The sequence below is a fragment of the Ignavibacteriota bacterium genome, from assembly GCA_016218045.1.
GTDB lineage: Bacteria > Bacteroidota > Ignavibacteria > SZUA-365 > SZUA-365 > JACRFB01.
Window position 1 is genome coordinate 193,629 of record JACRFB010000031.1, and the last position, 24,155, is coordinate 217,783.

Annotated in this window: 23 protein-coding genes and 1 CRISPR repeat array; of the genes, 11 read left to right on the forward strand and 12 right to left on the reverse strand. The window is 61.3% G+C overall.

Translation table 11 applies throughout. The features are described 5' to 3' along the window. Positions 1–7 precede the first annotated feature (7 nt). From HY962_09030 to HY962_09070, 9 genes are all read right to left on the reverse strand, one after another. A complete protein-coding gene (locus tag HY962_09030; protein ID MBI5647067.1) occupies positions 8–1,378 on the reverse strand; it encodes an RsmB/NOP family class I SAM-dependent RNA methyltransferase in 1,371 nt (456 codons plus the stop codon). 7 nt (positions 1,379–1,385) lie between these two features. Further along, a complete protein-coding gene (locus HY962_09035; protein ID MBI5647068.1) occupies positions 1,386–2,477 on the reverse strand; it encodes a tryptophan 2,3-dioxygenase in 1,092 nt (363 codons plus the stop codon). Positions 2,478–2,506: 29 nt separating this feature from the next. Then, a complete protein-coding gene (locus tag HY962_09040; protein ID MBI5647069.1) occupies positions 2,507–3,886 on the reverse strand; it encodes an FAD-dependent monooxygenase in 1,380 nt (459 codons plus the stop codon). 34 nt (positions 3,887–3,920) lie between these two features. Continuing rightward, positions 3,921–5,180 (reverse strand): kynureninase, encoded by a 1,260-nt coding sequence (gene kynU / locus HY962_09045; GenBank protein ID MBI5647070.1) that lies wholly within the window; start codon positions 5,178–5,180, stop codon positions 3,921–3,923. A gap of 3 nt (positions 5,181–5,183) precedes the next feature. Continuing rightward, entirely contained in the window at positions 5,184–6,008 is an 825-nt protein-coding gene (locus HY962_09050; protein ID MBI5647071.1) for a cyclase family protein, read from the reverse strand. Next, positions 6,005–7,039 (reverse strand): amidohydrolase, encoded by a 1,035-nt coding sequence (locus HY962_09055; protein MBI5647072.1) that lies wholly within the window; start codon positions 7,037–7,039, stop codon positions 6,005–6,007. Before HY962_09055 ends, HY962_09050 begins: the two co-directional genes overlap by 4 nt. Further along, complete coding sequence (locus HY962_09060; protein MBI5647073.1) at positions 7,036–7,563, reverse strand: 3-hydroxyanthranilate 3,4-dioxygenase; 528 nt, start codon at positions 7,561–7,563, stop codon at positions 7,036–7,038. The genes HY962_09055 and HY962_09060 overlap by 4 nt, the downstream gene beginning before the upstream one ends. 138 nt (positions 7,564–7,701) lie before the next feature. Then, positions 7,702–8,130: a RidA family protein gene (locus tag HY962_09065; GenBank protein MBI5647074.1), complete on the reverse strand. Its 429-nt coding sequence runs from the start codon at positions 8,128–8,130 to the stop codon at positions 7,702–7,704. A gap of 127 nt (positions 8,131–8,257) precedes the next feature. Further along, positions 8,258–9,709, reverse strand: a complete 1,452-nt coding sequence (locus HY962_09070; GenBank protein ID MBI5647075.1) for an aldehyde dehydrogenase — start codon at positions 9,707–9,709, stop codon at positions 8,258–8,260. Positions 9,710–9,926: 217 nt separating this feature from the next. On the opposite strand from HY962_09070, the gene HY962_09075 reads away from it, so the two are divergent. From HY962_09075 to HY962_09085, 3 genes are all read left to right on the forward strand, one after another. Continuing rightward, complete coding sequence (locus tag HY962_09075; GenBank protein MBI5647076.1) at positions 9,927–10,283, forward strand: hypothetical protein; 357 nt, start codon at positions 9,927–9,929, stop codon at positions 10,281–10,283. An 89-nt stretch (positions 10,284–10,372) separates the two neighbouring features. Next, positions 10,373–11,026, forward strand: a complete 654-nt coding sequence (locus HY962_09080) for a sigma-70 family RNA polymerase sigma factor (protein ID MBI5647077.1) — start codon at positions 10,373–10,375, stop codon at positions 11,024–11,026. Between the two features lie 9 nt (positions 11,027–11,035). Continuing rightward, complete coding sequence (locus tag HY962_09085; GenBank protein ID MBI5647078.1) at positions 11,036–11,596, forward strand: hypothetical protein; 561 nt, start codon at positions 11,036–11,038, stop codon at positions 11,594–11,596. Between the two features lie 51 nt (positions 11,597–11,647). On the opposite strand, the gene HY962_09090 is transcribed toward HY962_09085, so the two are convergent. Continuing rightward, positions 11,648–13,513, reverse strand: a complete 1,866-nt coding sequence (locus tag HY962_09090; GenBank protein ID MBI5647079.1) for a L,D-transpeptidase family protein — start codon at positions 13,511–13,513, stop codon at positions 11,648–11,650. 215 nt (positions 13,514–13,728) lie between these two features. On the opposite strand from HY962_09090, the gene HY962_09095 reads away from it, so the two are divergent. The 8 genes from HY962_09095 (at position 13,729) to HY962_09130 (ending at position 21,312) form a co-directional block, all read left to right on the forward strand. Beyond that, complete coding sequence (locus HY962_09095) at positions 13,729–15,807, forward strand: DUF3857 and transglutaminase domain-containing protein (GenBank protein ID MBI5647080.1); 2,079 nt, start codon at positions 13,729–13,731, stop codon at positions 15,805–15,807. Positions 15,808–15,843: 36 nt separating this feature from the next. Then, positions 15,844–17,667 (forward strand): DUF3857 domain-containing protein, encoded by a 1,824-nt coding sequence (locus HY962_09100; GenBank protein MBI5647081.1) that lies wholly within the window; start codon positions 15,844–15,846, stop codon positions 17,665–17,667. A gap of 105 nt (positions 17,668–17,772) precedes the next feature. Next, complete coding sequence (locus tag HY962_09105) at positions 17,773–18,372, forward strand: peroxiredoxin (GenBank protein MBI5647082.1); 600 nt, start codon at positions 17,773–17,775, stop codon at positions 18,370–18,372. A 122-nt stretch (positions 18,373–18,494) separates the two neighbouring features. Next, positions 18,495–18,929, forward strand: a complete 435-nt coding sequence (locus HY962_09110; GenBank protein ID MBI5647083.1) for a thioesterase family protein — start codon at positions 18,495–18,497, stop codon at positions 18,927–18,929. 245 nt (positions 18,930–19,174) lie between these two features. Then, the gene (locus tag HY962_09115) at positions 19,175–19,375 is read left to right on the forward strand and encodes a hypothetical protein (protein ID MBI5647084.1); all 201 of its coding nucleotides are present in this window, start codon (positions 19,175–19,177) and stop codon (positions 19,373–19,375) included. Between the two features lie 9 nt (positions 19,376–19,384). Next, positions 19,385–19,540: a hypothetical protein gene (locus HY962_09120; GenBank protein ID MBI5647085.1), complete on the forward strand. Its 156-nt coding sequence runs from the start codon at positions 19,385–19,387 to the stop codon at positions 19,538–19,540. 129 nt (positions 19,541–19,669) lie between these two features. After that, entirely contained in the window at positions 19,670–20,578 is a 909-nt protein-coding gene (locus HY962_09125) for a hypothetical protein (protein ID MBI5647086.1), read from the forward strand. Positions 20,579–20,925: 347 nt separating this feature from the next. Then, on the forward strand, positions 20,926–21,312 hold the full coding sequence (locus HY962_09130; protein ID MBI5647087.1) for a hypothetical protein: 387 nt from the start codon (positions 20,926–20,928) through the stop codon (positions 21,310–21,312). A gap of 84 nt (positions 21,313–21,396) precedes the next feature. Here the strand turns inward: HY962_09130 and HY962_09135 are convergent, their stop codons facing one another. Next, positions 21,397–21,588 carry a hypothetical protein gene (locus tag HY962_09135; protein ID MBI5647088.1) on the reverse strand — a complete coding sequence of 64 codons (192 nt, stop codon included), beginning with the start codon at positions 21,586–21,588 and terminating at the stop codon, positions 21,397–21,399. 288 nt (positions 21,589–21,876) lie between these two features. Then, positions 21,877–23,106, reverse strand: coding sequence for a PD-(D/E)XK nuclease family protein (locus tag HY962_09140; protein MBI5647089.1), 1,230 nt, complete (start codon positions 23,104–23,106; stop codon positions 21,877–21,879). Between the two features lie 169 nt (positions 23,107–23,275). Further along, a CRISPR array of direct repeats spans positions 23,276–24,154; the repeat unit is 25 nt; unit sequence CGGTTCATCCCCGCGCGTGCGGGGA. The last annotated feature ends 1 nt before the right edge of the window (position 24,155 follow it).

The window sequence follows — 24,155 nt, forward strand, 5'->3', positions numbered from 1 at the left end:
TCCGGTGTCAGGAATGGTTGTCACGCCGCCGCAGGCGGGCGATGAAGAAGCCGTCGGTGCCGTGTTCCGATGGTGTGAGCTGCAGCATGTGTGCCGTGTCGTCCGTCAACGACGTGACGCCATGCCGGGCGAAGGCGGGCGCGAGCGGCGCGGGTGCAAATGCGGGATTCGCCTCGAGGAAGGCGGCGACGACGCGCTCGTTTTCGTCGGGCATCAGCGAACAGGTTGCGTACACGAGAGTGCCGCCGGGAGAGACGGCGCGCGCGGCATCCTCGAGAATCGCGCGCTGCGTCGCGGCGAGGCGCGCGAGTTGTTTCGGCGAGACGCGCCATTTTACCGCGGGATTGCGGCGCGCCGTGCCGGTGCCCGAACAGGGAGCGTCCACGAGGACTGCATCGAATCGTGCATGTTCGTCCCGCGGGGCGCTGCCGGGACGTGTGAGAACCGTTTCGATCGATGTCAGCGCGCAGCGCGCGGCGCGGCGTGTCAGCGACTGGAGGCGCTGTCGTTCGATGTCGGCGGCGCGGATGAAGCCCTCGTCGCCCATGAGGTCGGCCAGATGCAGGGTCTTGCCTCCCGCGCCCGCGCAGGCGTCGTACACCGACATGCCGGGGCGCGGATCGAGGGCGTATCCGATAAGCTGACTGCCGATGTCCTGAATTTCAAAGGCGCCTTCCTCGTAGAGCGGTGAGCCCGTAAGACGCGCGCGGCGCGCGAGCACGAGTCCGGCCGGCGACAGCGCGGATTCGATTGTCTCGACACCGTCAGCGGCGAGCCGCGCGCGCAGTTCGCCGCGTGTCATGTGACGTGTGTTCACGCGCAGGGCCACGCCAGCGGGCAGGCGCAGGGAGGCGCCCAAAGCCACCGCCGCGGGCCAGCCGCCGCTCCGCGTACTCCACTCCGCCAATATCCACGAGGGACACGAGGCATAGGCCGCGTACACGCCGAGGGTTTCCTCGTCGACCGGCGACGCGGCGTCCAGGCGTTCCGCAACACGCTGTGCAAGCGCGCGGTACACCTCCCGCGTCCGTTCGTGCATGGATGTTGTGTCGGCGCCCGAAAACTCGGCGCGCCGCGCCACGGCATCGGCCCCCGGAACGTCGATTTCGAGCGCGAGCGCGAGTGCGGCATGAATGGCGCCGCGCTCCTCGGGCATGTCGGTTGTCGCTGCGGATTCGAGCGCCTCGATGCAGTGGCGCAGGCGCAGCGCCGCGAAGGCGAGCCAGGATGCCGCCTCGCGATCTTCGGACGAAAGTGTCTTTTTCCCGTGCAGCAGCGCGGCCGCGGTGTCGTCGAGCGGCTGCGGTGTCTTGCGCAGTACGCGGTACAGTTCCGCCGCTACCGCCGCGATGGCGCGCCGGGGTTTGTCGCCGTCCACGCGCGGCTCAGTATCCGGCCGCGAATCCGAGGCGCCGTTCCATGTCGGCGCTCAGCGCGGGCAGCGCGGCGCGCGGAATGATGTAGGTGGACAGGTCGATCAGATCGGTGTACACGCGGTGGTTCTCGGCGGTGGATTTCAGATAGTGATATCCGGAACTCCCGCCCGTGCCGATCTTGGTGCCGATCATACGGTGCACCATCAGCGCGTGACGGTACCGCCACGTGGTGAACATCTCGTCGACGTCGATGAGGCCCGCGAGCAGGCGGTAGGGGAGCTGCAGTATGGGCTGGTCGCGGTACAGCACGATGAAGAGCGCCGCCTGCGTGGCGCGGTGCGAAAGCCGGCGCTTGCCCGACTGCCGCAACTCCTCGTGCAGGGGCTCCTCGAACAGGGCGTTGAAGCGTGCCGCGGTGGCGTCGAGTTCCTCGAACTGCACGCGCTTCTCGAGCTCGGTCAGTGTTGTGTTGCCCGCGATCACCGCGCGGTCGCCGTCGAGCATCGCGTGGACGGCGCCGCGGTATTCCTGCCAGAACGAGTAGTCGCCCGCGTCCAGAAATGGTGTGCGTTCGAGCCAGCGCTCGAGCAGATCGTACAGCGAGGGCTGCGACTCCGCGCGTTTGAGCAATTCCTGATGCTCGGGCGAAACACGCGTGTGGTAGGCGAACTGATTGTACAGCAGGCGCTGTTCGGCCTTGAGTCCGAAAGCGATTTCGACGAGACGGAATTGTACGCTCTGGAATCCCGAGGCGGGAAAGAGGTAGTCGCGGAAATCGAGGAAGTCCATCGGCGTCATCGTCTCGAGCACGCGTAATTGATCGATGATCACTTTCTGTATCTCGACGATGCGGTGCAGGCGCGACACGGCCGTGCCGAGCACCTTTTCGTCGACGGTGTCGCCGGCGAAAAGATCGATCACCGATCCCATCTCGTGCAGGATCTGTTTGAACCACAGTTCGTACGCCTGATGCACGATGATGAACAACATCTCGTCGTGCGCGGGAGCGCCGTATTCTGCGCTCTTGGGAGACTGTGCGCCGAGTAATTGCTCGAGTTTGAGATACTCGGCGTAATACACGGGCGGATAGGGCTTGTCCATGGGGAATCTCGGGCGGAAGTGGAATGAAATCAGAGTGTGGTTGCGGGGAAGGGCGGCAGCAGGGTCGTGACGAGCCGGTCTGCGCGCGCCCAGTCGATGTCGGCGACGTTGCGCGCATCGGCGGTCACTTCGTCGAGGATACGATCCTGTATGCGCCCGCGTTCCAGCGCGACGGCGTAGGGGATGCGATGGAACGAGACCATCGAGTACTTCGGAATGAAGTGCCCGGGATGCCGCCGTTCGAGCGTGAGATTGGCCTCCTTGAGCAAGGGGAAACGCGGATCGGCGACGGTGTCGCGCATTTCGACAAAGTTCTCGAGCGCGAGGTCGGCAATGGCGTTGGCATTGTCCCTGCGGCGCTCCTCGTACTCGGCGTACACGCGCGACCAGTCCGCGCCGTGTATGTCGACGCAGGCGGCGAGCGCCGAACAGTCCTCGAACGCGCAGTTCATGCCCTGGCCGAAGAACGGCACTATCGCGTGCGCCGCGTCGCCGAGCAAGGCGGCCGTGCCGCCCGCGTGCCAGGGTGCGGAGCGCACGGTCACCAGCGCGCTCGCGGGATTCGCGGCCCAGTCGCTTTCGAAGGTGGGCATCATCGCGAGCGCGTCGGGGAAGTCGCGCGCAAAAAAGACACGCGCGGTGTCGGGCGTCGCAAGCGCGTCGAATCCGGTCTCGCCCGCAAAGGGCAGGAACAGCGTGCAGGTGAAACTGCGGTCGGTGTTCGGCAACGCGATCAGCATGTAACTCCCGCGCGGCCATATGTGCAGCGCGTTGTGATCGAGTCGGAAGCCGCCCTGCGCGTCGGGCGGAATTGCGAGTTCCTTGTACCCGTGTTCGAGATAGGATTGGCTGTAGTTGAAACGGCCGCGCTGCTGCATCTCGAGGCGTATCGCCGAAGCGGATCCGTCGGTGCCGATCACCGTGTCGGCCGCGGCCGTGAAGTCGCCTCCGGTGCCTTCGTTGCGGAACAACACGGTGCCCGTCGAAAGATCGATGCCCGTGCAGCGTGTGTTGAAATGGATGCGCACGTTGTCGTGTTCCTCGGCCAGATCCATCAGGCGCATGTTCAGCTCGGCGCGCGAGACGGAATTGATCACTTCGTGCTCCCGCTGTCCGTACGGCGAAAAGGTCTGCTCTCCCGCGACGCTGTGCAGCATGCGGCCGCGCATGGGGATGAGGATCGGCTCGATGCCCGCGTACAGGCCCACTTCGCGGAGCGCGTGAATGCCGCGCACCGACAGCGCGAGATTGATCGAACGGCCCGCGCTAATGCGCGTCCGGCGCATGTCGGGCCTGCGCTCGTACATGTCGATGCGGAACCCGCGCTTTGCGAGATAGACGGCGAGAAGGGACCCTGCGAGTCCGGCGCCGACAAGTATGACGTGGCCGCTGTTGCGTGTGAGTGTCATGGGAGAAACGTCGTGTTGGTGACGGGATGGCGGATCACGGCTTCGCGTGAAACTCCGCGTGGAAGAGGCCTGCAAAACGCAGGACGTCGTAGAAGCTGTTGTACAGCGGCGCGGGCGCGACGCGTATCACGTCGGGCTCGCGCCAGTCGCAGATCACGCCCTGCGCGGCGAGCGCGTTGAACACCTCGCGCCCGTTGCGACGCACACGGATCGACAATTGCGCGCCGCGCTGAAGGGGATCCGCCGGCGTGATGATGTCCCAGTCCGCGTGCGGTCGGGAACGCAGCAGGGTGTCGAGCGCGCCAGTGAGGGCGGCGCTTTTGACACGCAGCGCGTCGATGCCGGCCTCGTCGAATATCTGCATCGACGCGCGCAGCGCCGCCATGCCGAGCACCGGTGCGTTGCTGAGCTGCCAGCCCTCCGCGCCCGGTATCGGGTGGAAGTCCGGTCCCATCGCAAAACGTGTGGCCTTGTCGTGTCCCCACCAACCCGCGAAGCGCGGCAGGTCCGCGGCCGTACCGTGCCGCTGATGCACAAAGGCGCCGCCGGGCGCGCCGGGGCCGGCGTTGAGATATTTATAGGAACACCAGACGGCAAAATCCGGACCCCACTCGTGCAGCGCGAGCGGCACATTGCCGACGGCGTGTGCGAGGTCGAAACCGACGGTGATGCCCTTCGCGCGCGCGGCCTCGGCGATGAGTCCGAGTTCAAAGAACTGTCCGCTGTAGTAATTCACTCCTCCAAGCAGCAGCAGGGCGATCTCGTCGCCGCGCCGTTCGATCAGCTCGAGTATGTCGCTCGTGGGAATGATGTCGCCGCCGTCGTGTGCGGCGATCTCTATCAGGCCGTTCTGTGGATCAAACCCGTGAAAGGCGAGCTGCGACGCGGCCGCGTACCGGTCCGACGGAAAGGCCATGTGTTCGATCGCGATCTTGTGTCGCGCGGGTGTGGGACGGTAGAAACTGACCAGAAGCAGATGCAGGTTCACGGTCAGACTGTTCATCACCACAACTTCCGAGGGGAGCGCGCCCACGAGCAGCGCGGTCGACGTGGTCAGCGACTCGTGATACGACACCCACGGCGTGTGCGCGCGGAAATGCCCTTCCACGCCGTGCCGCGCCCAGTCGTCGAGTTCGCGGTCGATGAAGCGCCGCACGCTGAGCGGCTGTAGTCCGAGCGAATTGCCGCACAGGTACACGGCAAGGGATCCGTCGTCGAGTGTCGGGAAGGCGAAACGCGCGCGGAACGCCGCGAGTGGATCGCGCGCATCGAGTTCTTCGATGGGAATGTGCATGGTTCAGTCTCGGAGGAAATGGACGGTGAACAGGACGGGCCTGCTGGGCGCCGCGTCCGTGGCAAAGGGCGCGCATTGCAGATTGAGCAGATACGCCCCGTCGGCAATTTCGTCGGGCACGTGGATGAATTCGGTGACCGTGCGCGCGGCCGCCGCGCCGGGCTGCAGCGTGTGCTGCGCGGCGGGCATGTTCCAGAAGATGCGATGCGCGGCGAGGCGGCCGCCGTCGTCGGCCCGGTCGAGCGAAGGGATGTCGACCAGCAGATGCGACACACCCGACGCCGCGATGAACTCCATCGCATCGTGTGTGAAGAAGGGCGCGGGAACGACGCTCCAGTCGCGCGTGACCTTGTCCGCCCCGTTCGGAAGTGTGCGTATCACGAGCGCGTCCAGGAAACCGGGCTCGGCCCGTCCCAGCGCGGCGCGCAGCATCGCGGCGGTGATGTGTGTGTCGCCCGGCTGTATGTCGAGGCCCGTGGTCTCGTCGTTCTCCCGCGGCGAAATGGGCGCAACGCTGATCAGGGTCGCGGGCAGCAGGGTGTCGCGCAGCAGTGTGTGCACCGAGAGCCGCTCGTCGACGATGTGGCCGATACATTCGGTGTGTGTGCCGTTGCAATGCGGCATGAACGTGTACGACTCGACGTTGCAGCTCCCGCCCTCGCGCGTGTCGCCCACCATGGCGCCCGCGCGCAGCACCTCGGCGCGCGCGGGTGGCGCGCCGTATGCACCCGGCTGCGCGCCGCGGAAATCCAGCGGAATGGAAATGTGCAGGGGAGACCCGAGATCGGCGGCGCAGGCGGCACCGGCTATGGTGAACGAGATTATCATGGCCGCTGCACCGTGTGCTGCGCGCGATAGGGCGCGCCGTCGAGGCCGAGCCAGGCGAAGGCGTTGTCCGCCAGAAGCTTGTCCTTCACACGCGGAGGCATGTCGTCGATCGAGCGGATGAGCGCGCCGGGCTCCGCTTCGCCGAGGGGAAACGGATAATCGGACCCCAATATCACGTAATCTTCTCCGGCCAGTCGGACGAGATGTCGCAGCATGTCGGGATCGTGGACGAGCGAATCGAACCAGATCCGCCCGAGATACTCGCGCGGATTCACGGTGTTGTCGACCGCGCAGAGATCGGGCCTCACCCGGAAGCCGTGTTCTATGCGGCCGAGTGTCGCCGGAAAGGAGCCGCCGCCATGCGCGAAGGCCACGCGCAGCGCGGGCAGGCGTTCGAGCACACCGCCGAAAATCATCGAGCAGATCGCGAGCGATGTTTCGGCGGGCATGCCGACGAGCCACGGCAGCCAGTACCGCCGCATCCTGTCCTGACCCATCATGTCCCACGGATGGACAAAGACGGCCGCGCCAAGATCGGCCGCGGCTTCAAAGACGGGGAACAGCGCGGGATCGTCGAGATTCCACTCGTTCACGTGAGAGCCGATTTCTATGCCCGCCAGTCCGAGTTCGCGCACGCAGCGCTCGAGTTCGGCGATCGCGTGTGATGCCGATTGTAACGGCACGGTGCCGAGTCCGATGAAACGTCGAGGATGCTCGGCCACCACCGACGCGATGTGATCGTTCAACAGTTTCGAAAGATCGAGGGCGTCGTCGGGCCGCGCCCAGTAGCTGAACATCACCGGCACGGTCGACAACACCTGCACGTCCACCGCCGTTCGCGCGCAATCAACGAGCCGCGCGGCGGGATCCCATGAATTCGCCTCGATGGTGCGGAAGTGTTTTCCGTCGAGGAGCATGTGCGCGCAGCCCGGCCCGTGATGCTCGAGCTGCACGAAGCCGCCGTAGCCGTACCGGGCCTTGAGGTCGGGCCAGTCCGGCGGCAGTATGTGTGTGTGGACGTCGACGGTCATGAACCGACCGGCACGGGCGGCTGCAGCACTGTGCCGCAACTGCGGCAGGTGCGCAGCTCGACGGAAGAGTAGAATCGCTCCATGATGGGAGGGAATTGTGTCACAATGTTCTCGAGCGGAAAATATTCCTCGTACAACTTGGTGTTGCACGATTCACAGTACCAGTGGAAGCCGTCAAGTTCGCCCTCGAGCCGCTTGCGTTCAATCACCAGGCCTATCGTGCCGGGTCCGCGCTGCGGTGAATGCGGCACACGCGCGGGCAGCAGGAAAATCTCCCCCTCGCGTATCTGCACATCGCGCGGCGTCCCGTTGTCGATGATCTTCACCGTGATATCGCCTTCGAGCTGATAGAAGAATTCCTCGCCTTCGTTGTAGTGATAGTCCTTCCGGCTGTTGGGTCCGCCCACTACCATGACGATGAACTCGGCATTGTTGAAGACGGTGATGTTGCCGACAGGCGGCTTGAGGAGATGACGGTGTTCGTCGATCCACTGTTTGAAATGTATGCCGTTGAGGGAGTACATGGGCCTTCGAAGGTAGGTGGTGGATGGGTAGATGGTAGATGGTAGATTGTAGATGGGTAGCTGGTAGAGTGGAGAAAGGAGATGGGCGGGGTGGTTCAAAGAAAAAAGTCTCCCTTCCTCCGTTTCTCCTGTGGAAAATTATTTCTCATCAAGTACGGCGATGCATTTTAATTCGATGGCGATGGGGGTGGGGAGGGCGTTGATCTCGACGGTGGTGCGGCAGGGTTGATTGTCGCGGAAATACTCGGCGTAGATCCGGTTATAGGCGGGGAAATCGTCCTTCATGTTGGTGAGGAACACGGTCACATCCACAAGCGAGTCCCACGTGGCGCCCGCATCCTCGAGCACCGCGCGCACATTCGCAAACACCGAACGGCACTGCGCCTCGATGTCGTAGGACACGATGTTCCCATCGGCGTCGAGCTGCACACCCGGAATTTCCTTCGACCCGCGCACACGCGGACCAACCCCGGATAGGAACAGAAGATTCCCCACACGCCGTGCATGCGGATACAAACCCACCGGCTCCGGCGCCTGCCCCGATCGAATTATGCTGTCATCATTCATTGGTTTTTCATCCTGTAGTTCCAACTGCGCGCACCTTCCACCTTCCACTTTCTACATGCCACTTTCTTCTTTCTACTTTCCACTTTCCACCTTCAACTTTCCCCCTTCCCCCTTCCCCCTTCCACTTTCACCCCGCAGCCGTCGCAAAACACACATTCTTCGCTTCAGTAAAAAACTTCAACGCTTCCCAGCCGCCTTCACGACCGACGCCGGACTGTTTCATGCCGCCGAAAGGTGTGCGAAGATCGCGCAGCATCCAGCAGTTCACCCAGACGATGCCGCAATGGATGCCGCGGGCGAAGCGCTGTGCGCGGCCGATGTCGCGCGTCCATACCGACGCGGCGAGACCGTATCCCGAGTCGTTTGCAAGGTGTAACGCCTCCTCGTCACTCTCGAAGGGCTGCAGGGTGACCACGGGACCGAATATCTCCTCTTGATTCGCGCGGCAGGATGGTCCGAGTCCCTCGATGACGGTCGGAGCCACGAAGTAGCCGTCTGCGCAACGTCCTTCCGGTGTCACGGTATGGCCGCCGCAGAGCACGGTGCCCCCTTCGCTGCGCGCGAGGTCGATGTACGACAGGATTTTATCGCGGTGTCCGGCCGACACCACGGCGCCCTGCTCGGTGTGTGTGTCGAGCGGATCACCGATACGCAACGCGGCGACGCGCCGGACAAAGGCCTCGCGGAAGCGCTCGTACACGGACCGCTCGACAAGCAGACGCGAGCCGCACAAGCATATCTCGCCCTGATTCGAGAACGACGAGCGCACGACGGTGTCGAGCATGGTTTCGAAATCACAATCCGCGCAGATCACGGTGGGATTTTTTCCGCCGAGTTCCAGCGAGAGTTTCTTGAACATCGGCGCGGCCGTGCGCGCGATCTGCGCCCCTGTCACTGTTCCGCCGGTGAACGAGATGGCCGGGATGCCGGGATGTGACGTAATGGCAGCACCCACTTCGTGGCCGTACCCATGCACGATATTGAGCACGCCGGGAGGCAGTCCGGCGTCGATACAGACCTGCCCGAACATCGCGGCGGTGACGGGTGTCAGCTCGGAGGGTTTTGCAACCACGCAGTTGCCGGCCGCGAGTGCGGGGGCGATTTTCCACGTGAACAGGTACAGAGGCAGATTCCACGGCGAGATACAGCCCGCCACTCCCACGGGTTCGCGCAGTGTGACGTTGATGGCCGAGCTGTCGCTGTCGTGCGCCTCGTCGCTGTTGTGAAGGATGGCCGTCGCGAAGAAGTGCATGTTGAGAGCCGCGCGGGGAATGTCGACGCGGCGCGCGAGGGCGACGGGTTTGCCGTTGTCGCGTGATTCGGCCTGCGCAAACTCCTCGCGCCGTTCGTCGAGCATTGCCGCGATGCGCAGCATCACGTCCGAGCGTGCGCGTGCGCCCGCGCCCACCCAGGTGGGAAAGGCCGCGGCGGCTGCCCGTACTGCGGCGTCGACATCCGCCGCGTCCGAGCGCGGCACTGTGGCGTACACGGCGCCCGTGGCGGGTTCCACGACATCGATGCAAGCGCCGGAGAGGGCGGGCACAAAAGCCCCGCCGATGTAATTCCTGTATTCCAACATGGTCGTGTTCGGAAAGGTGAGGTGGCCGAAGCGGCGGCGCGTTTTCGGCCGTGCTTCGCGATGTTCTGCGGTGGAAGCTGAAAGATACGATGGGAAGACGCGCGGGGCAACGCGGCGCGGCGCTGTCGCGCGGGATTGTGAAACCCTGTACTCAACTTTCCGGTCTAATGCCGTATGAGACAACACAAGTTTTTCTTATCCGGCAGGAGAGACCGTCATGGCTGAAGAAATCATCCCCATTTTTATGTTCGCCTCCATCGCAGTGGTGCTGTGGAAATTCCTGGAGACGCGGCACAAGGAGCGTATGGCCATTATCGACAAATCGCTCGACCCGCTCGCGTACAAGGAACTGTTCGCACCGCAGATGTTCCGTGTCAATCCGTTCACCAATCTCAAGTGGGGCCTGCTCGCCTTCTTCATCGGCATCGGCATTCTCTGCGGCATGCAGCTCGACAACATCTACAGCGTGAGAGAATTCATCGCGCCCTGTATCTTCCTCTGTGGCGGCATGGCCCTGGTCCTCTTCTACTTCATTGCCAATAAAAAATCGGGAACGCAGGAAGGCAATCAGTAGATTCGAATGTCCCGCGTCCGGTTCATGGACCCATGTCACCTCAAAGGACCTGAACCGCCGCCGGCACGTCGAAGGATGGACGCAGAGTATTGAGAAGCCAGTCCGACAAGGATATCGTCCGCAGTACGATTTCCGGCGACCATCGCGCCGGCGCGGAACTCGTGCGCCGGTATGCGGACCGCGGTTTCGCACTCGCGATTCGTATCCTGCGCAATCGCGAGGATGCCGAGGAGGCCGTGCAGGATGCGTTCCTGCGTGTGTTCCGGTCCCTCGAGCGCTTCGAATGGAAATCGAGTTTTGCGACGTGGTTCTATCGTATCGTCTACAATGTGTCGGTGACCGCCGCGCAACGCCGGGGCATCCCGCTGGTGTACGCGACCGACGATCCGCCGGTCCTCGAAACGTTCACAGCGCCCGGAAATCTGCCCGACGGCATCGCCGAGGGCGAGGAACTCGATCGTATCGTCCGAGCAGAGATCGAGGCGTTGCCGCCCGCAAGTGCGCTGATCCTCACCCTCTTTCTTCTCGAGGAACAAAGTTACGACGAGATTGTCTCGATCACGGAACTTCCCCTGGGCACCGTGAAGAACCGCCTCTTTCGCGCGCGCGCCTTGCTGCGTGAAGCGGTGCTCGCGCGCTATCACGATTCTCCGCGCGCCACCGCCGCCGACACAGCCGCGCCTCAGATGCGCGACACCATCGATTCAAGAACCGGTGATGAAACCATCATCTCATGTGTGTAAGTTGAAACCATGAAACATCCCACACTGCGCGACATTCTCGACTACCTCGACGATAGACTCGAGTCCGGATCGGCGGAACTGTTACGTGAGCATCTTCGCGCCTGTGCCGCGTGCACGCGGGAGGTGGCATTGCAGAGATCGATACAAGACGTCTCGCGCCGTGCGCTGTCCGCCTCCCTGCCGGCGGATTCAATGGACCGGATGCTCGCAACTCTCACTCCCGCCATGCCCGCGAAACGCAGCGAACGCCTCGTCGAATGGACGGCGGGAAACGTGGGCCTGGGTGTGCTCCTCGTATCGGCCCTTGTTTTCACCATCTATGTTTTCGCAACGACGGAACCCGTGCAGGACAGTGGCATCGTGACAACGGTTCTCAACGAAACCAACGCGTATGTGTCGTCGTGGATCGAGACATTTTTATCCACGATGAAAAGCATCGTGAAACCCGTGCGTCCGGAATCGACAGGATCCACAGGAGCGATCTTTCTGCTCGTCCTTCCCGCGCTGCTGCTGCTTTTCCTTGTCGATCGATCCGTCTCACGGCTGCTGCACCGGCAGCGGCCGCACTAGCGCACCTCGGGAGATAGTGTACGTCCGGCGGCTTATGCGCCGGGGTGGTGTTCAGCGCTGCGTCTGCACGGCGGCGAGGCGGCGGTCCATCGCTGCGGCGATACGTTTATCCTTGCCGTACACGTCGTCGCGGAATTGTATCACCCCGCGCTCGTCCACCCAGGTGGTGGTGTAGTCGACGTAAACGGGGATCTTCGAATCGAGCGTGATCCACTTGGTTGTACGGTCCACATCCAGATAGTTCAACACTGCCTGCGGCGGCCAGGTTTTGTGTGTTGTCAGCACAAAGTCGAGCATACGCAGGGGTTCCTCGATGCGGATGCAGCCGTGGCTCACGGTGCGCGACGCGAAGGTGAAGGGCCGGCGCTTGGGCGTGTCGTGCAGGTAGATGTCGAAATCGTTGTCGAAGACAAATTTGATGCGGCCGAGCGCATTGCCCTCGCCGGGGCGTTGCACAAAACGGAAGGGCAGTTTGTCGGGCTTGTAGTCGCGCCAGCGGATCGAGGTCGGATCCACTTCGCTGTTGTTCATCAGAACCTTGTAGCCGTGGCGACGCAGGTAGGTCGAGTCCTTCAACGCCTGATAATACGTCTCGCGTGTTGCGATGCTCGGGGGCACGCTCCAGGTAGGATTCAGTACGATGTAATGCATGAGTCCCGACACCATCGGCGTCTGATAATTCTTCCCCGGCTGCCCTTTGACGTATACGGAATAGCGCATGCCCACGCACACCTTCATGCGGATGCGCGTCGCGCCGTTCTCGACCGCGTAGAGATAGAATTCAGGGACGTTGACACGCACGTATTTGCCGCTGTCGGGCATACGCAGCCAGCGCATACGTTCCATGGCCAGTTCTATGCCGCGTATGCGCTCCTCATGCGTGAGGTTCATTGCCTTGAACGAGCGATCGCCCAGCACGCCGTCGTCGAGCAGACCGTACGTGCGTTGGAATTCCTTCACCTTGTCGGCAAGCACGGAATCGTAGCGTGAGTACCCGGCCGCGTCGAACTTGCTCGTGAACTGCTGTTCGGGCAGCGGCTGCGTCTCGTCGAGGCGCAGTTGCGAGAGGTACTTGATGCGCCGTTCGATCTGTCCGAGCAGGGCGGATTGCTGGCCGGGTTCTATCTTTGAACCGGGGAAGGTGATGGGTGTCACAGGTCCGGTGCGCTGTAAGGCCCGCACGCGGCGCAGTGCCGCGATCAACTGTCCGTAGCGCGCGTCGCGCGGTTCGAGTGAACGAAGATAGGCGCCGAGGCCCGCGCCCGAGCGGAGAACGGCGTCGTCGATGCGGCGTTCGCGCACGGCATGGAAATAGTCGTTCGGAAAGACGGAGCGCGGATCGAGTGCGCCGTACTGCATGTGCGAGGCGTACGACAGGGCGGCGTCCGACAGTGCAAGCTCGAGCTTCGCGAGTGTCCGGTAATCGCCGTCACCACCCGCGGCAGTGCTGGCAAGAAAACGTTTGCGCAGTTCGCGCAACTGTGTCACGCCATACAGGGACGGGTGCAGCCCGTGCTCGTGCGCGGCCTCGAGAAAGTGCAGCAGCGTGTCCATCGGCGCGGGCGCCGCAAAGGAGGCGGTCCATACCGGATTCAACTCGGTCGTGATGTAATGCCGGTACATCACGCCGTAGTGCGCAAAGGAGGAGGGAAGCGGATTCGTGCTGTCGTCCGGCGCCACGAGCATGCCGCGAAGCGCCTCGCGCAATGCGTCGGTGTCCACCTCGGGAAGTTCCGCGCCGGAGCTGTCGGCCGTCGCGGTGTTGCCGCGCTCGACGAGGTTGCACGACTGCAAGCCGGCGCCGGTGCAGAGCAGCAACGGCAATAACGCCGCCGCGAAACGTCTGCCCGCGCGCGCAGCACGCCTGTGTGCGGATTCGAAAATCCGTCGTCTGTATCTCGTGTATGGTGCTATCACGCCCGTGTCTGATCTGAAAATATCGAACAAAAGTACGAAGCGGTTCTCTCAAAAGCCAAGAATGCCGGTCCGGCCCGAAGTGCAGCCCAAAAACACGGCGCGGCATGGTGAGCGTGGCGCTGTGTGTCGTGCAAAAAGGTTGTATTTTTCGCGCTGCCGGCCGTATTCCCGCCGGCGCCGCTCGCGAATCTCCCACAGTCACAATACGGCCAGACATGAGACGACGTTTCTCCCTCCTCGTCAGCGCGGCAGCGCTGCTTATCGCCTGCGTAACGGGCGCAACGGCGCAGACGCCGGACCGCAACCTCGCCCTGCTGCGCGCGGCAGGCGGCGCGGATATGTACCCGAACGCGCAGCAGCTTGTCATCTACGACAGCACCGATGTCGATGTGAAAGAGACGGGGCTCAGCTACGTGCGCATGCACCGTTTCACCAAGGTGCTCACCGCCGCGGGCGCGAAGGAAATGCGCGGCATCAGCTTCGGCTACGATCCGCTGTCGGCGGCCGTCGATGTGCTGCTCGTGCGTGTGTATCGCAAGGACGGACGCGTGGAGACGGTGCCGCGCGAGCGTGTCATCGATTATCCGGCCCCGGCCCGCGCCATCTACTGGGGCGCCCGCGAAAAGCTCGTGGATGTCGGCCGCCTCGAACCCGGCGACGCGGTCGAGACCCTCGTCTTCCGCAAGGGATTCACCTACGCGCTGCTGGCGGAAGGCGACGACGACAGCCGCTTCATCCCGCCGATGAAGGGACACTTCTACGACATCGTGGAATTCTGGAGTTCCCTTCCCATGCTCGAAAAGGTGTACCGCATCGCGGTGCCGCGCGACAAGCCGCTGCAGTACGAAGTGTACAACGGCGAACTCGGCTCGGCCGTCCATTTCCCTCCGGAAAAAAATTATCGTGTGAAAGTGGACGTGAATCCGGCCGGTGCGCAGGCGAAGACCGACGAGGACGCGCTGCATCCGACGGCCGGCCTCTACACCGTCCCCGACAAGGTCGTTCATACGTTCTGGAAGAAAAACATCACCCCCTTCGCGGAGGAACGCAACATGGTGGCGGCATCCGACGTCGCGCCGAAACTTCTGCTCTCGACCTCGCCCGACTGGTACGCAAAGTCGGTCTGGTTCAACAAGGTCAACGAGGATTTTAAAAGCTTCGAGGTGACCCCGGAGATACAGGCCGTCACCGACCGCCTGTTAAAGGGTGTGACCGACGAATTGAAAAAGATCTCCATCCTCAATCACTGGGCCGCGGAAGAGATCCGATATTCGGGCATCTCGATGGGTCCGGGCGAGGGCTACACCCTGCATCCCGGATCGATGACACTGCTCGACCGCTGCGGCGTGTGCAAGGACAAGGCCGGCATCCTCGTGGCGATGCTGCGCGCGGCGGGTTTCGAGTCGTATCCCGCGATGACCATGGCCGGATCACGCATCGACCGCATCCCCGCGGATCAGTTCAACCACAGCGTGGCCGCGGTGAAGCGGAAAAACGGAGCATGGATGCTGCTCGATCCGACGTGGATACCCGGCGTGCGCGAGATGTGGTCGAGCGCCGAGCAGCAGCAGGAATTCCTTCTCGGCATACCCGGCGGCGCCGACATCATGACCACGCCCGTGTCACCCGCGGAGAATCATTACTGGAAATTGAACGGCAGCTCGCGGCTCGACGATGAGGGCACACTCGAAGGAGAGTTTACGCTGGAGGCCGACGGGCAATCCGACGCGAATATCCGTCGCGCCTTCACACGCAGTTATCAATCATCATGGAAGGAATACCTCCCGCGTGTGATGTACGAGGTTTCGCCGCGCGCGGAGATACTCGAGCAGACCATGGTGGATCCGGGCGATCTGAGCCAGCCGATGCGGCTGCGTGTAAAGTACCGCATTCCCGGCTACGCCGTGGTCGGCACCGACAAGATCCGTTTTGTCCCGCTCCTTGCGCGCAATCCGTTTACCGACGGCGTGATGAGTGCCGAGCTTGCGCTCGATACCAGTATCGCCGTGCGTAAATACGGCTTCCGCACACGATGTTCGAAACTGGTGGAGGTGTCGGAGAAGGTAACGTTGCCGTCGGGGTGGACTGTCGCGGCGCCCGCGGCACCAGCGGCCGTCAAGAGTCCCGCGGCCGCCTTCGAGGCGGCGTACACACTCGCGGGAAAAACCCTCACCGTGCGTGCCACGCATCGAATGGAGAAGCGGCTGTATGATGCGGGCGACTGGCCCGCCTTCCGCGCCGCGCTGACATCGCGGTTGAGCTTCATGGCGCAACCCGTCCTCCTTTCACGCTGACCGATACACCCAGAACTAGGCCGAATGGAATCCCACATGAAAAATATTGCGCGCACACTCGCAACAGCCGCCTTCCTCGCCGCGGTGCTCGCCCTTCCGCTCAGTGCGCAGAAGACCGCGCCCGACGCCGATGCGGAATACGTCGACGTGCAGCACGAATACACGCTGCAGGACGATGGAACCATCGTGTACCGTTACGAGCACCATCTCCGCTACCTCACCTCGTTTGCCTTCAACCGCGCCTACGGCGAGACCTTCATCGTGTACAATCCCGCGTGGCAGACGCTCAAGATCACCGACGCGTCCACACGTATGGCCGACGGACGCGACGTCAAAGCTCCCTTCAACGCCTTTAACGAAGTGCTGCCCGGCTTCGCGGCCAATGCCGCGCCGTACATGCACCTCCGCGAAATGGTGGTGACACACACTGGACTCGAGCGCGGCAGCGTTGCGCATCTCGCCTACACGATCACAACAAAGAAGGGTTTTCTGCCCGGGCTCTCGGCCCGCGTTCTTATCGGCGACCGCTCGCCGATCCGCCGCTTCACCGTCCGCGTGAAATTTCCCGCGGGGCAGACCCTGTACACCGATCTCGCGCGCGACACCACGGCTCCCGTCACATCGAAGGACGGCCAGGCCAATGTGTTGACCTGGACCTTCCCGAACGTCGCCATGATGCCGGTTGAAACGCAGCAGCCCGGAATGGAGCAGGTGCTCCCTGTACTCACCTTCGCGACCACCACCGAGGAGGCCGTACGGACGCACATCAATCCCTCCTACACACTCAACGAAGCTGCCCGCGCGCTCGCCACCTCCCTCACGGCGAACGCTTCCGATGCAACACAGAAGGCCTTCGCCCTTCGCGCCCACGTCGAGAACACGGTGGGCACGATGAGCGGCGATCTAGGATATATCGGCTATCAGGCGCAGACCGCTCAGCAGACCTTCGAGCGCAACGTGGGCAGCACACTCGACCGTGCCATACTTCTGGCCGCCTTGATACGGGCCGTGGGTTTTGATGCCGACGCGGTATTGGTCGGACCCGGACTGCCGCGTCAGGCGCCGCACGCATGGAACAACGCGGCCGTGCTCGTGCGCCTGCCCGGCACTGAGGAACCGCTTTTGCTCGATCCCGGCGCGGCGCAATACGACAAGATCCCGTACCGCCTATCCGGGAAGGCGCTCTTTGCGCTCAGCGGTGCGCCCGCACCTCCGGGCGTACGCGGACCGCGCACCGAGAACCGCGTCGCGCTCGATTTCCGCGCGGCCATCGCCGAGGATGGAATTGTGTCGGGGACCGTAGTGTGTGATTACGGCGGAGTATTCTCGAGCGAGATGGATCCGGCGCGCAGGACCACGCAGTTGAAACGCGCGATGGCCTCCTGTGTGCAGGGTGTCAAAGTGACGGAGGACAAGGACGGTGCGCGGCAGCAGCGGCCCACGGCGGCCCAGGTGCTGATCACGTCGACACGTCCCCTCGAAGCGCGCGACGGCCTCGCGGCGATCAGCATGCCGCAGCTTCCCGCGGGTGTCGACGACCTGCACGTCAACCTCGGTCTCGAGCAGCGCCGCACGCCCATCGATGTCGGAAACCGCGGCCGTTACGAGTCGAAAGTTCTGCTGCGCATTCCGCCCAACACCGCGTTGGCCTCGATTCCCCGCGAACAGAACGTGAGCAACAACGTCGGTGAAGTGCGCTGCGTTGTGCGCGCGAATGCCGAGGGTGTTGTGGTGGCGCGGACGCTGCTGCTGATGGTGTCGCCCGTACCGCCCGAGCAGTACGCCGACCTTCGCGCGCTGCTCGCCGTGTGGCAGGATCCGTCGTACCGCACGTTGTATCTCACCGGTCTTTCGCGGTAGTACGCGGCCGTTCCGCCGTGTGAACCTTGCGGCCTGGTTTTGTGTTATGTGGTCCAGAGAATGATCCATCATCCTTTCACCACAACCAAATCAAGGTCTTTGTCCATGAGTGTTCTCGTTGCAAAAACGGCTCCCGATTTCACAGCCCCCGCGGTTATGCCCGACGGCAGCATCGTCGACGCGTTCCGTCTCTCCGATCTCCGCGGCAAGTACGTGGTGCTTTTCTTCTGGCCGCTCGATTTCACCTTCGTGTGTCCGACGGAAATCATCGCGCATGATCATCGCGTGGAAGAGTTCAGGAAGCGCGGTGTGGAAGTTGTCGGTGTGTCGATCGATTCCCAGTACACGCACTTCGCCTGGCGCAACACGCCGGCAGAACAGGGCGGCATCGGCGCGGTGAAGTTCCCGCTGGTCGCCGACAAGTCGCACAGCATCACGCGCGATTACGGCGTGGAGAACGCCGACGGTGTCGCCTTCCGCGCCTCCTTCCTTATCGACAAGGACGGCGTCGTGCAGCATCAGGTAATTAACAATCTTCCGCTCGGCCGGAATGTGGACGAGATGCTCCGTATGGTGGACGCATTGCAGCACCACGAGGAATACGGCGAAGTGTGTCCCGCCGGCTGGCAGAAGGGCGACAGCGGCATGATCGACACCGCCGACGGTGTTGCGTCCTATCTCGCCGCCAACGCCGAAGCCCTCTGATCCGCGCCTCGGCGCCATCAACACCGAAGCGGGCGTCGCGTGATCCATACGCGGCGCCCGCGTATTTTTACCGGGAGTCCGTGAGGCCCCCGTCTTTATTCACCGCAACCGAGGAAACATCCATGCCCCGTGTCAGAATCGAACTCCCAGAGTACTTTCCGTTCAGCACCGAGATCAGCGTGCGTGTAAGCGACGTCAACTACGCGGGGCATCTCGGGAACGATTCCGTTCTCTCGCTGGCACACGAGGCGCGCATCCGTTTCCTCGCCTCATACGGCTTCAGCGAATTCGACACCGGCGGCGCCGGCATTGTCATGAGTGACGCGGCGGTAGTGTACAAGACCCAGGCATTCCAGGGTGAACGCCTGCGCGTCGACGTCGCCGTCGCCGATTTTACACGAGTCGGCTGCGACGTGTATTTCCGCATGGTCGACATCAGCAGCGGCCGCGACGTCGCACACGTCAAAACCGGAATTGTCTTCTTCGACTTCGCCACAAGCACACTTGTTCGCACACCCGCCGTCTTTCGGGAAAAAGTGAGTGGTGCGGCGGAGTAGGGAGTGGGGAGGTGCGAGTGGGGAGTAGTTTACCCGACGCAGCGCCGTAGGCGTAGGTACTGGTGCCTGGCACTTCCGACACAGGCATACGTGTCTCGAGACATTAACACCCGCAGTTTGATTTCACAGACGTAGCCCATACCGCGATACCCTTCACCCGTGTTAAAAGCTTTACCCGAGGAAAGGTGTTTTGCGATCGCGCAATAGTTGTTTGCGATTCCGACCTGGATGTCTGTGGTCTCCAAATGGATGTTTCGCATTTCCAAATGGATGTTTTGCAGTTCCAAATGGACGTTTCGCAGTTCCAAATGGACGTTTCACAGCTCCAAATGGACGTTTCGCAGTTCCAAATGGATGTTTCGCAGTTCCAAATGGATGTTTCGCAGTTCCAAATGGATGTTTCGCAGTTCCAAATGGATGTTTCGCAGTTCCAAATGGCTGTGTGAGGTTTCCGAATGGACGTTTCACAGTTCCAAATGGAAGGTTTTCTTCGAAAAATTGCAAAAGCGGGGAGCGACAAGAAAAAAAATGAAAAAAAAACACCGGCCGGAGGGAGGGGAAAGGGGTCGGATGCAGCTAAAATCTTGTTAATGAATAACATGCCGCACTGAAAATATTTTCACATTTTTGGGAACATTTTCCCTGTTTGAGGAGTGTAATGGTAAAGTCTGCACAAGCTGGAAAATCCAGATCAGACATGGCGGCCGGCCACCGACAATTCATTCAAACATGGAGCATGTATGAATTCTCAACAACTCAATCGCCTCGCGATGTACCGCAGTCTGCAGGACTATCTTCAACGGCATGCGGCGATCGTTGGAAAGATCCCTGCCTGCGAGGAAATCGTTTCGCTCTTCAACAAAAATGTCGCCTCGATTGAAAGGGCGGCGGAAGTACAGGCAGGTGTCACCGCGGGCAAGACGGATGTCAAGGTGCTTGCTGAAGAGCAGCTTATCGATTTTATGATCCGTATCGGTGCCTCGGTGCGTATCTACGCACGCCGTGCGGGTCTGCTCGAAATGGATGCCAGAGTCTCAACCGAAAAATGGGCACTCCGGGGGCTTCGGGACACGGAGTTGCTTACCCGCGCGCGTCTGTTTCTTGATGAGGTGACACAACACGCAGGCGAACTCGGCAAATACGGCGTGGACGAGGCGGCCCTCGAGTCCTTCCGCCTTGCTGTTGTGAACTTCGGCAAGGCGATGGGCACACGGGAAAGCAGTCTCGCGGATCGAAAGACTGCTCGCAACGATTTGCAGTCGCTTATTCTGAATACCGACCGGCTGCTCAGCGAGGAACTCGACGGCATGATCGAACATTATCGCAACACCGACGAGGCCTTTTACAACAACTACCACCAACTCCGTGTCACCAAGTCACTCGGTGTACGGCGTAAAAGCAATGGCGAGAGTGCCGCACCCGTGAACGGGAACGGCAATGGTGCGGGTGCGGCGGCAACCGGAAACGCCACACCCACACCTAACGGCTCGGATGTGGTTGCAGGCGCCGTACACACCGGCAACGGTGCGACGGCAACACCGGCGGGCGCAAGCCCCGGCAACGGTGCCGCGCTTGGAACGGGTTCTGCAACAACAGGCAACGGGAACGCGACGCCGAATCCCGTGCCCGCGGCTGTGATCGTCCCGTAGGCGCCCCGCGCCCGGGTTTCAATCCTGTACCAGGGAGAATCACCAGCGACAGGGGAGAACGATGGTGTACGAAATACAAGCTGCGGCGGAGTGAACTGTGCCCGTTCATTCCGCCGCGGTGTTGAAAGGTGGGGGTGTGAGGTATCGGGTGTGTTACGTATTATTGCGTGTCGGAAGATGTCCTTGCAAGAGGAGCAAAGGAAAACCGTAGATGGATCCGTTAATAACCGACGATGGCGGTCCCTTAAGGAGCTGGCTTTTTACTGTGAGCCAGCGAGAGGCACGCAGTGATGCCGCCGGAGATGATTCTACAAACCAGCGCCTGCTGGTATAGGTAGTGGGGGTGTATGTCGAAAAAATCATTGATACGGGGATTCGCACACAACGCCGCGCAGCAGTACGCGGTGTCGGCGGTTCACGTAGCGTACCTCGCACGTGAAATGGGGGCGATGACAATTGAGTTGGATTTGTATACGTGCGCCCATGTTCCGAGAGAACTCGATATCGAAAGAAATATCACGCTGGCACAGAGCGTCTCCACCACGCTGCACAACACCGTCGCGCGACTCACAAAGTACCGTCTTGTGACCGCGGTGTTGCGAGTGGAGTACGATTTTACATCCGCAGGTTACAACCGTATCGCGCAGGCGGTGTACACAGTCGATCTCCAGCTCGACGATGGAAGTACAATCTCCGGTACCCACACCGAAAGGCCGCAGATACTGAGTCAGTAAACAAGGGACCGGAGCATGGGATGAAACGGGTGAGGCCGGATTGTGTTGCCCGTTGACGAGTTGAACATGTGTGATACGATACGTTCAACCATCCGATCTTGAAGCGGCACTGCGAAGCTCATCCAGTATCGCCTCCATTTTCTCGTAGGTCTTCTGCTGGTAGTAGTGGATCTGCTGCAGATCCTTGTGCTGGCGTTCCATGTGCGAGTGATACATCGATCGGTCGTTCGTCTGGTCGCGCTTGACCGCGTTCATCGCTTCTTCGCGTGCTTTCATCCCCGCCTTGCCGAGATACAGGAGCGAGAAAAACACAACCCCGGCGCCGGCTTGCGCTTCTTACGACGCGGCGGTCCCACGCGCCAGGGTTTGTATTCGTGGCGAGTCATTCGGAATCACCACACGTCATACACGTGGCGTACCATCGTTGACAGATCGAAGCGGCTTGCACGGTGTGTCTCCGCATCGTAGGTCTTTGATCAAGGGAGGAGGTAGTGCGGTAGCGACTGCGGGGATTTAATACTGCACACATTCGGACACCGCACGGCCATGCAACTCACTTGGATTCTAACCTGTCGATTGTGTTTCATCGCGGGCCGTGAACCTAAGAAGGCTGGCCCATAGACGGCTCCAAACTTGGTCCAGCGCTTGCGCTACATTATCGATATCTTCCTCGACAGGCTCGTCATTCGCCGTATCACCTCCGATTGTCACAGGGACGCTACGGAGGAAAATTTGAAATGTGGATACGGTTGATGGAACTGGAATGCCGCGAGGCCACTCCTTCGATGCAACAGCATTCATCTCATCGTACAAGGACTGGTAGTGTTTCCACGCATCCTCATCCCACGTGCGCAGGAAGATGCTGAACTGTGGCGGGCAGCCGTGATTTTTCGTGAAATACCCCTCGATGCCGATTCGCAAGTCTTTGTGAATAGCGACCTGTTCGATCTTCTGTTTTTGCCATATGCGCCAATCACAAAATTTGCTGATTGTTGCGCAGCTTTCGTCTTGTTTACGAAGCAGTTCAAGCTTCGATAGGTACCCTTCCAATTTCCTCGCCACTGCTGGGACGTATTTGGTTTGAAACTTCTCGTTCATTTCCCAAATCGTCCATTGGTGCTCGCAATAAAAGTCAAACAGTTCATTTTCCATGGTTGCACCCCGACGCCGGTTTTCGATTTCTGTAATAAAGTCATATAAATGGATGAGAAGCTTTGTATCTGCCTGTTGTGTCACGGCGCCGAGGCGCGGTTTAAGAAAGGCGAAGAACTTACAGTAGGTGATGCCGACGAATCCCGTCTCATTCATCCTGTTTTTTTCGGACGGATCGGTGATGTCAAAGACCGAGAGCACAATACAGAGCGCCGGCGGGCGTAGTCGTTTCCGGTATACAGACAAGTCGTTGTACAAGGACGCGGTGATCTTATTCTCGATGCCAATCACACCGGCATGAGTTTGGATGACAAGATCGATGCGTTTGCCCTCCGCATCAACCTCCACTCGTGCAAACGCATCGTTATACGAGGCGGCGTCTCGCAACCGGGGCAGCCCCTCAGCCCCGTCGTCTTTCTCAGCCACAGCATCGAGCAGCGCGCGGATGAGTGTATCACCCAGCCTATGCTCATTCGCGGGCGTAAAATAAAATTGCAAAATACGACTCGTTACTTCTTCGAAACGCCAACCTGGATAGCGGCATAGACCCAGATACGTCGTCGGCAATTGTACGCGCGGGATTTGAGCATACTTCTCGATTATGTCTCCAAATGATTGTAGCGGTTTTAAGTCATCGCGCATGTTAACTCCAAAGGGGGCATGTGTTGTTTCGTATTATTTGTGAATTTCGCAGCATCACACATATCGAACCGTGGGCTATCATGAATAACGCAACCGGCAAATTACATTGATGGGGCCCAGTCATGTATGGCTTGGAAATCAGGTGACGCCGAGCGCTACAAGGCGTTGTCTGTTCATCCCCGCGCGTGCGGGGAAAACACGTGATCGACTGGCCGGAAGTCACAGTAGAACGGTTCATCCCCGCGCGTGCGGGGAATACGTGGGTCTGCGCCGGTTGACCTTGCACAACCTCGGTTCATCCCCGCGCGTGCGGGGAATACGTGGGTCTGCGCCGGTTGACCTTGCACAACCTCGGTTCATCCCCGCGCGTGCGGGGAATACACTAGCCACGGCCCCGGCGTAAATTTCGTTTCCGGTTCATCCCCGCGCGTGCGGGGAATACACCGCTGCGGGTTTCGCGCAGATTGCAAAGATCGGTTCATCCCCGCGCGTGCGGGGAATACGATTGAATACGGGCGTCCTTCGACGCGGTACTCGGTTCATCCCCGCGCGTGCGGGGAATACTTCCACCCGTAGGCGGTGAGAGATGTTGTATCCGGTTCATCCCCGCGCGTGCGGGGAATACTGATTCCGCTTCCTTTTTGCGCTTCTCGCGTTCGGTTCATCCCCGCGCGTGCGGGGAATACGACTGTTTGAGTTCCGAAAGAGTCCGTAGTGCCGGTTCATCCCCGCGCGTGCGGGGAATACGCTTCCGCGCAACTCGCGGGACCGCCGTTCGCCGGTTCATCCCCGCGCGTGCGGGGAATACTTCAGCACCCTCCTCACCAACAGAATACCCGCCGGTTCATCCCCGCGCGTGCGGGGAATACTATCAAGATAGGGCGCAGTCTCACGCTGCCCGCGGTTCATCCCCGCGCGTGCGGGGAATACGGTATTACGGACTAGCGACCACCGACCCACTGCGGTTCATCCCCGCGCGTGCGGGGAATACCCCTGCACCTGCGCGCCGTCGACGAGATACACCGGTTCATCCCCGCGCGTGCGGGGAA

Coding starts and splice junctions, on each gene's coding strand:
- HY962_09035 (MBI5647068.1), bottom strand. CDS start 2,477: ATGGACAAGCCCTATCCGCCCGTGTATTACGCCGAGTATCTCAAACTC.
- HY962_09040 (MBI5647069.1), bottom strand. CDS start 3,886: ATGACACTCACACGCAACAGCGGCCACGTCATACTTGTCGGCGCCGGA.
- kynU (MBI5647070.1), bottom strand. CDS start 5,180: ATGCACATTCCCATCGAAGAACTCGATGCGCGCGATCCACTCGCGGCG.
- HY962_09050 (MBI5647071.1), bottom strand. CDS start 6,008: ATGATAATCTCGTTCACCATAGCCGGTGCCGCCTGCGCCGCCGATCTC.
- HY962_09055 (MBI5647072.1), bottom strand. CDS start 7,039: ATGACCGTCGACGTCCACACACACATACTGCCGCCGGACTGGCCCGAC.
- HY962_09060 (MBI5647073.1), bottom strand. CDS start 7,563: ATGTACTCCCTCAACGGCATACATTTCAAACAGTGGATCGACGAACAC.
- HY962_09065 (MBI5647074.1), bottom strand. CDS start 8,130: ATGAATGATGACAGCATAATTCGATCGGGGCAGGCGCCGGAGCCGGTG.
- HY962_09070 (MBI5647075.1), bottom strand. CDS start 9,709: ATGTTGGAATACAGGAATTACATCGGCGGGGCTTTTGTGCCCGCCCTC.
- HY962_09075 (MBI5647076.1), top strand. CDS start 9,927: ATGGCTGAAGAAATCATCCCCATTTTTATGTTCGCCTCCATCGCAGTG.
- HY962_09085 (MBI5647078.1), top strand. CDS start 11,036: ATGAAACATCCCACACTGCGCGACATTCTCGACTACCTCGACGATAGA.
- HY962_09095 (MBI5647080.1), top strand. CDS start 13,729: ATGAGACGACGTTTCTCCCTCCTCGTCAGCGCGGCAGCGCTGCTTATC.
- HY962_09100 (MBI5647081.1), top strand. CDS start 15,844: ATGAAAAATATTGCGCGCACACTCGCAACAGCCGCCTTCCTCGCCGCG.
- HY962_09105 (MBI5647082.1), top strand. CDS start 17,773: ATGAGTGTTCTCGTTGCAAAAACGGCTCCCGATTTCACAGCCCCCGCG.
- HY962_09110 (MBI5647083.1), top strand. CDS start 18,495: ATGCCCCGTGTCAGAATCGAACTCCCAGAGTACTTTCCGTTCAGCACC.
- HY962_09115 (MBI5647084.1), top strand. CDS start 19,175: ATGGATGTTTCGCATTTCCAAATGGATGTTTTGCAGTTCCAAATGGAC.
- HY962_09120 (MBI5647085.1), top strand. CDS start 19,385: ATGGACGTTTCACAGTTCCAAATGGAAGGTTTTCTTCGAAAAATTGCA.
- HY962_09125 (MBI5647086.1), top strand. CDS start 19,670: ATGAATTCTCAACAACTCAATCGCCTCGCGATGTACCGCAGTCTGCAG.
- HY962_09130 (MBI5647087.1), top strand. CDS start 20,926: ATGTCGAAAAAATCATTGATACGGGGATTCGCACACAACGCCGCGCAG.
- HY962_09135 (MBI5647088.1), bottom strand. CDS start 21,588: ATGAAAGCACGCGAAGAAGCGATGAACGCGGTCAAGCGCGACCAGACG.
- HY962_09140 (MBI5647089.1), bottom strand. CDS start 23,106: ATGCGCGATGACTTAAAACCGCTACAATCATTTGGAGACATAATCGAG.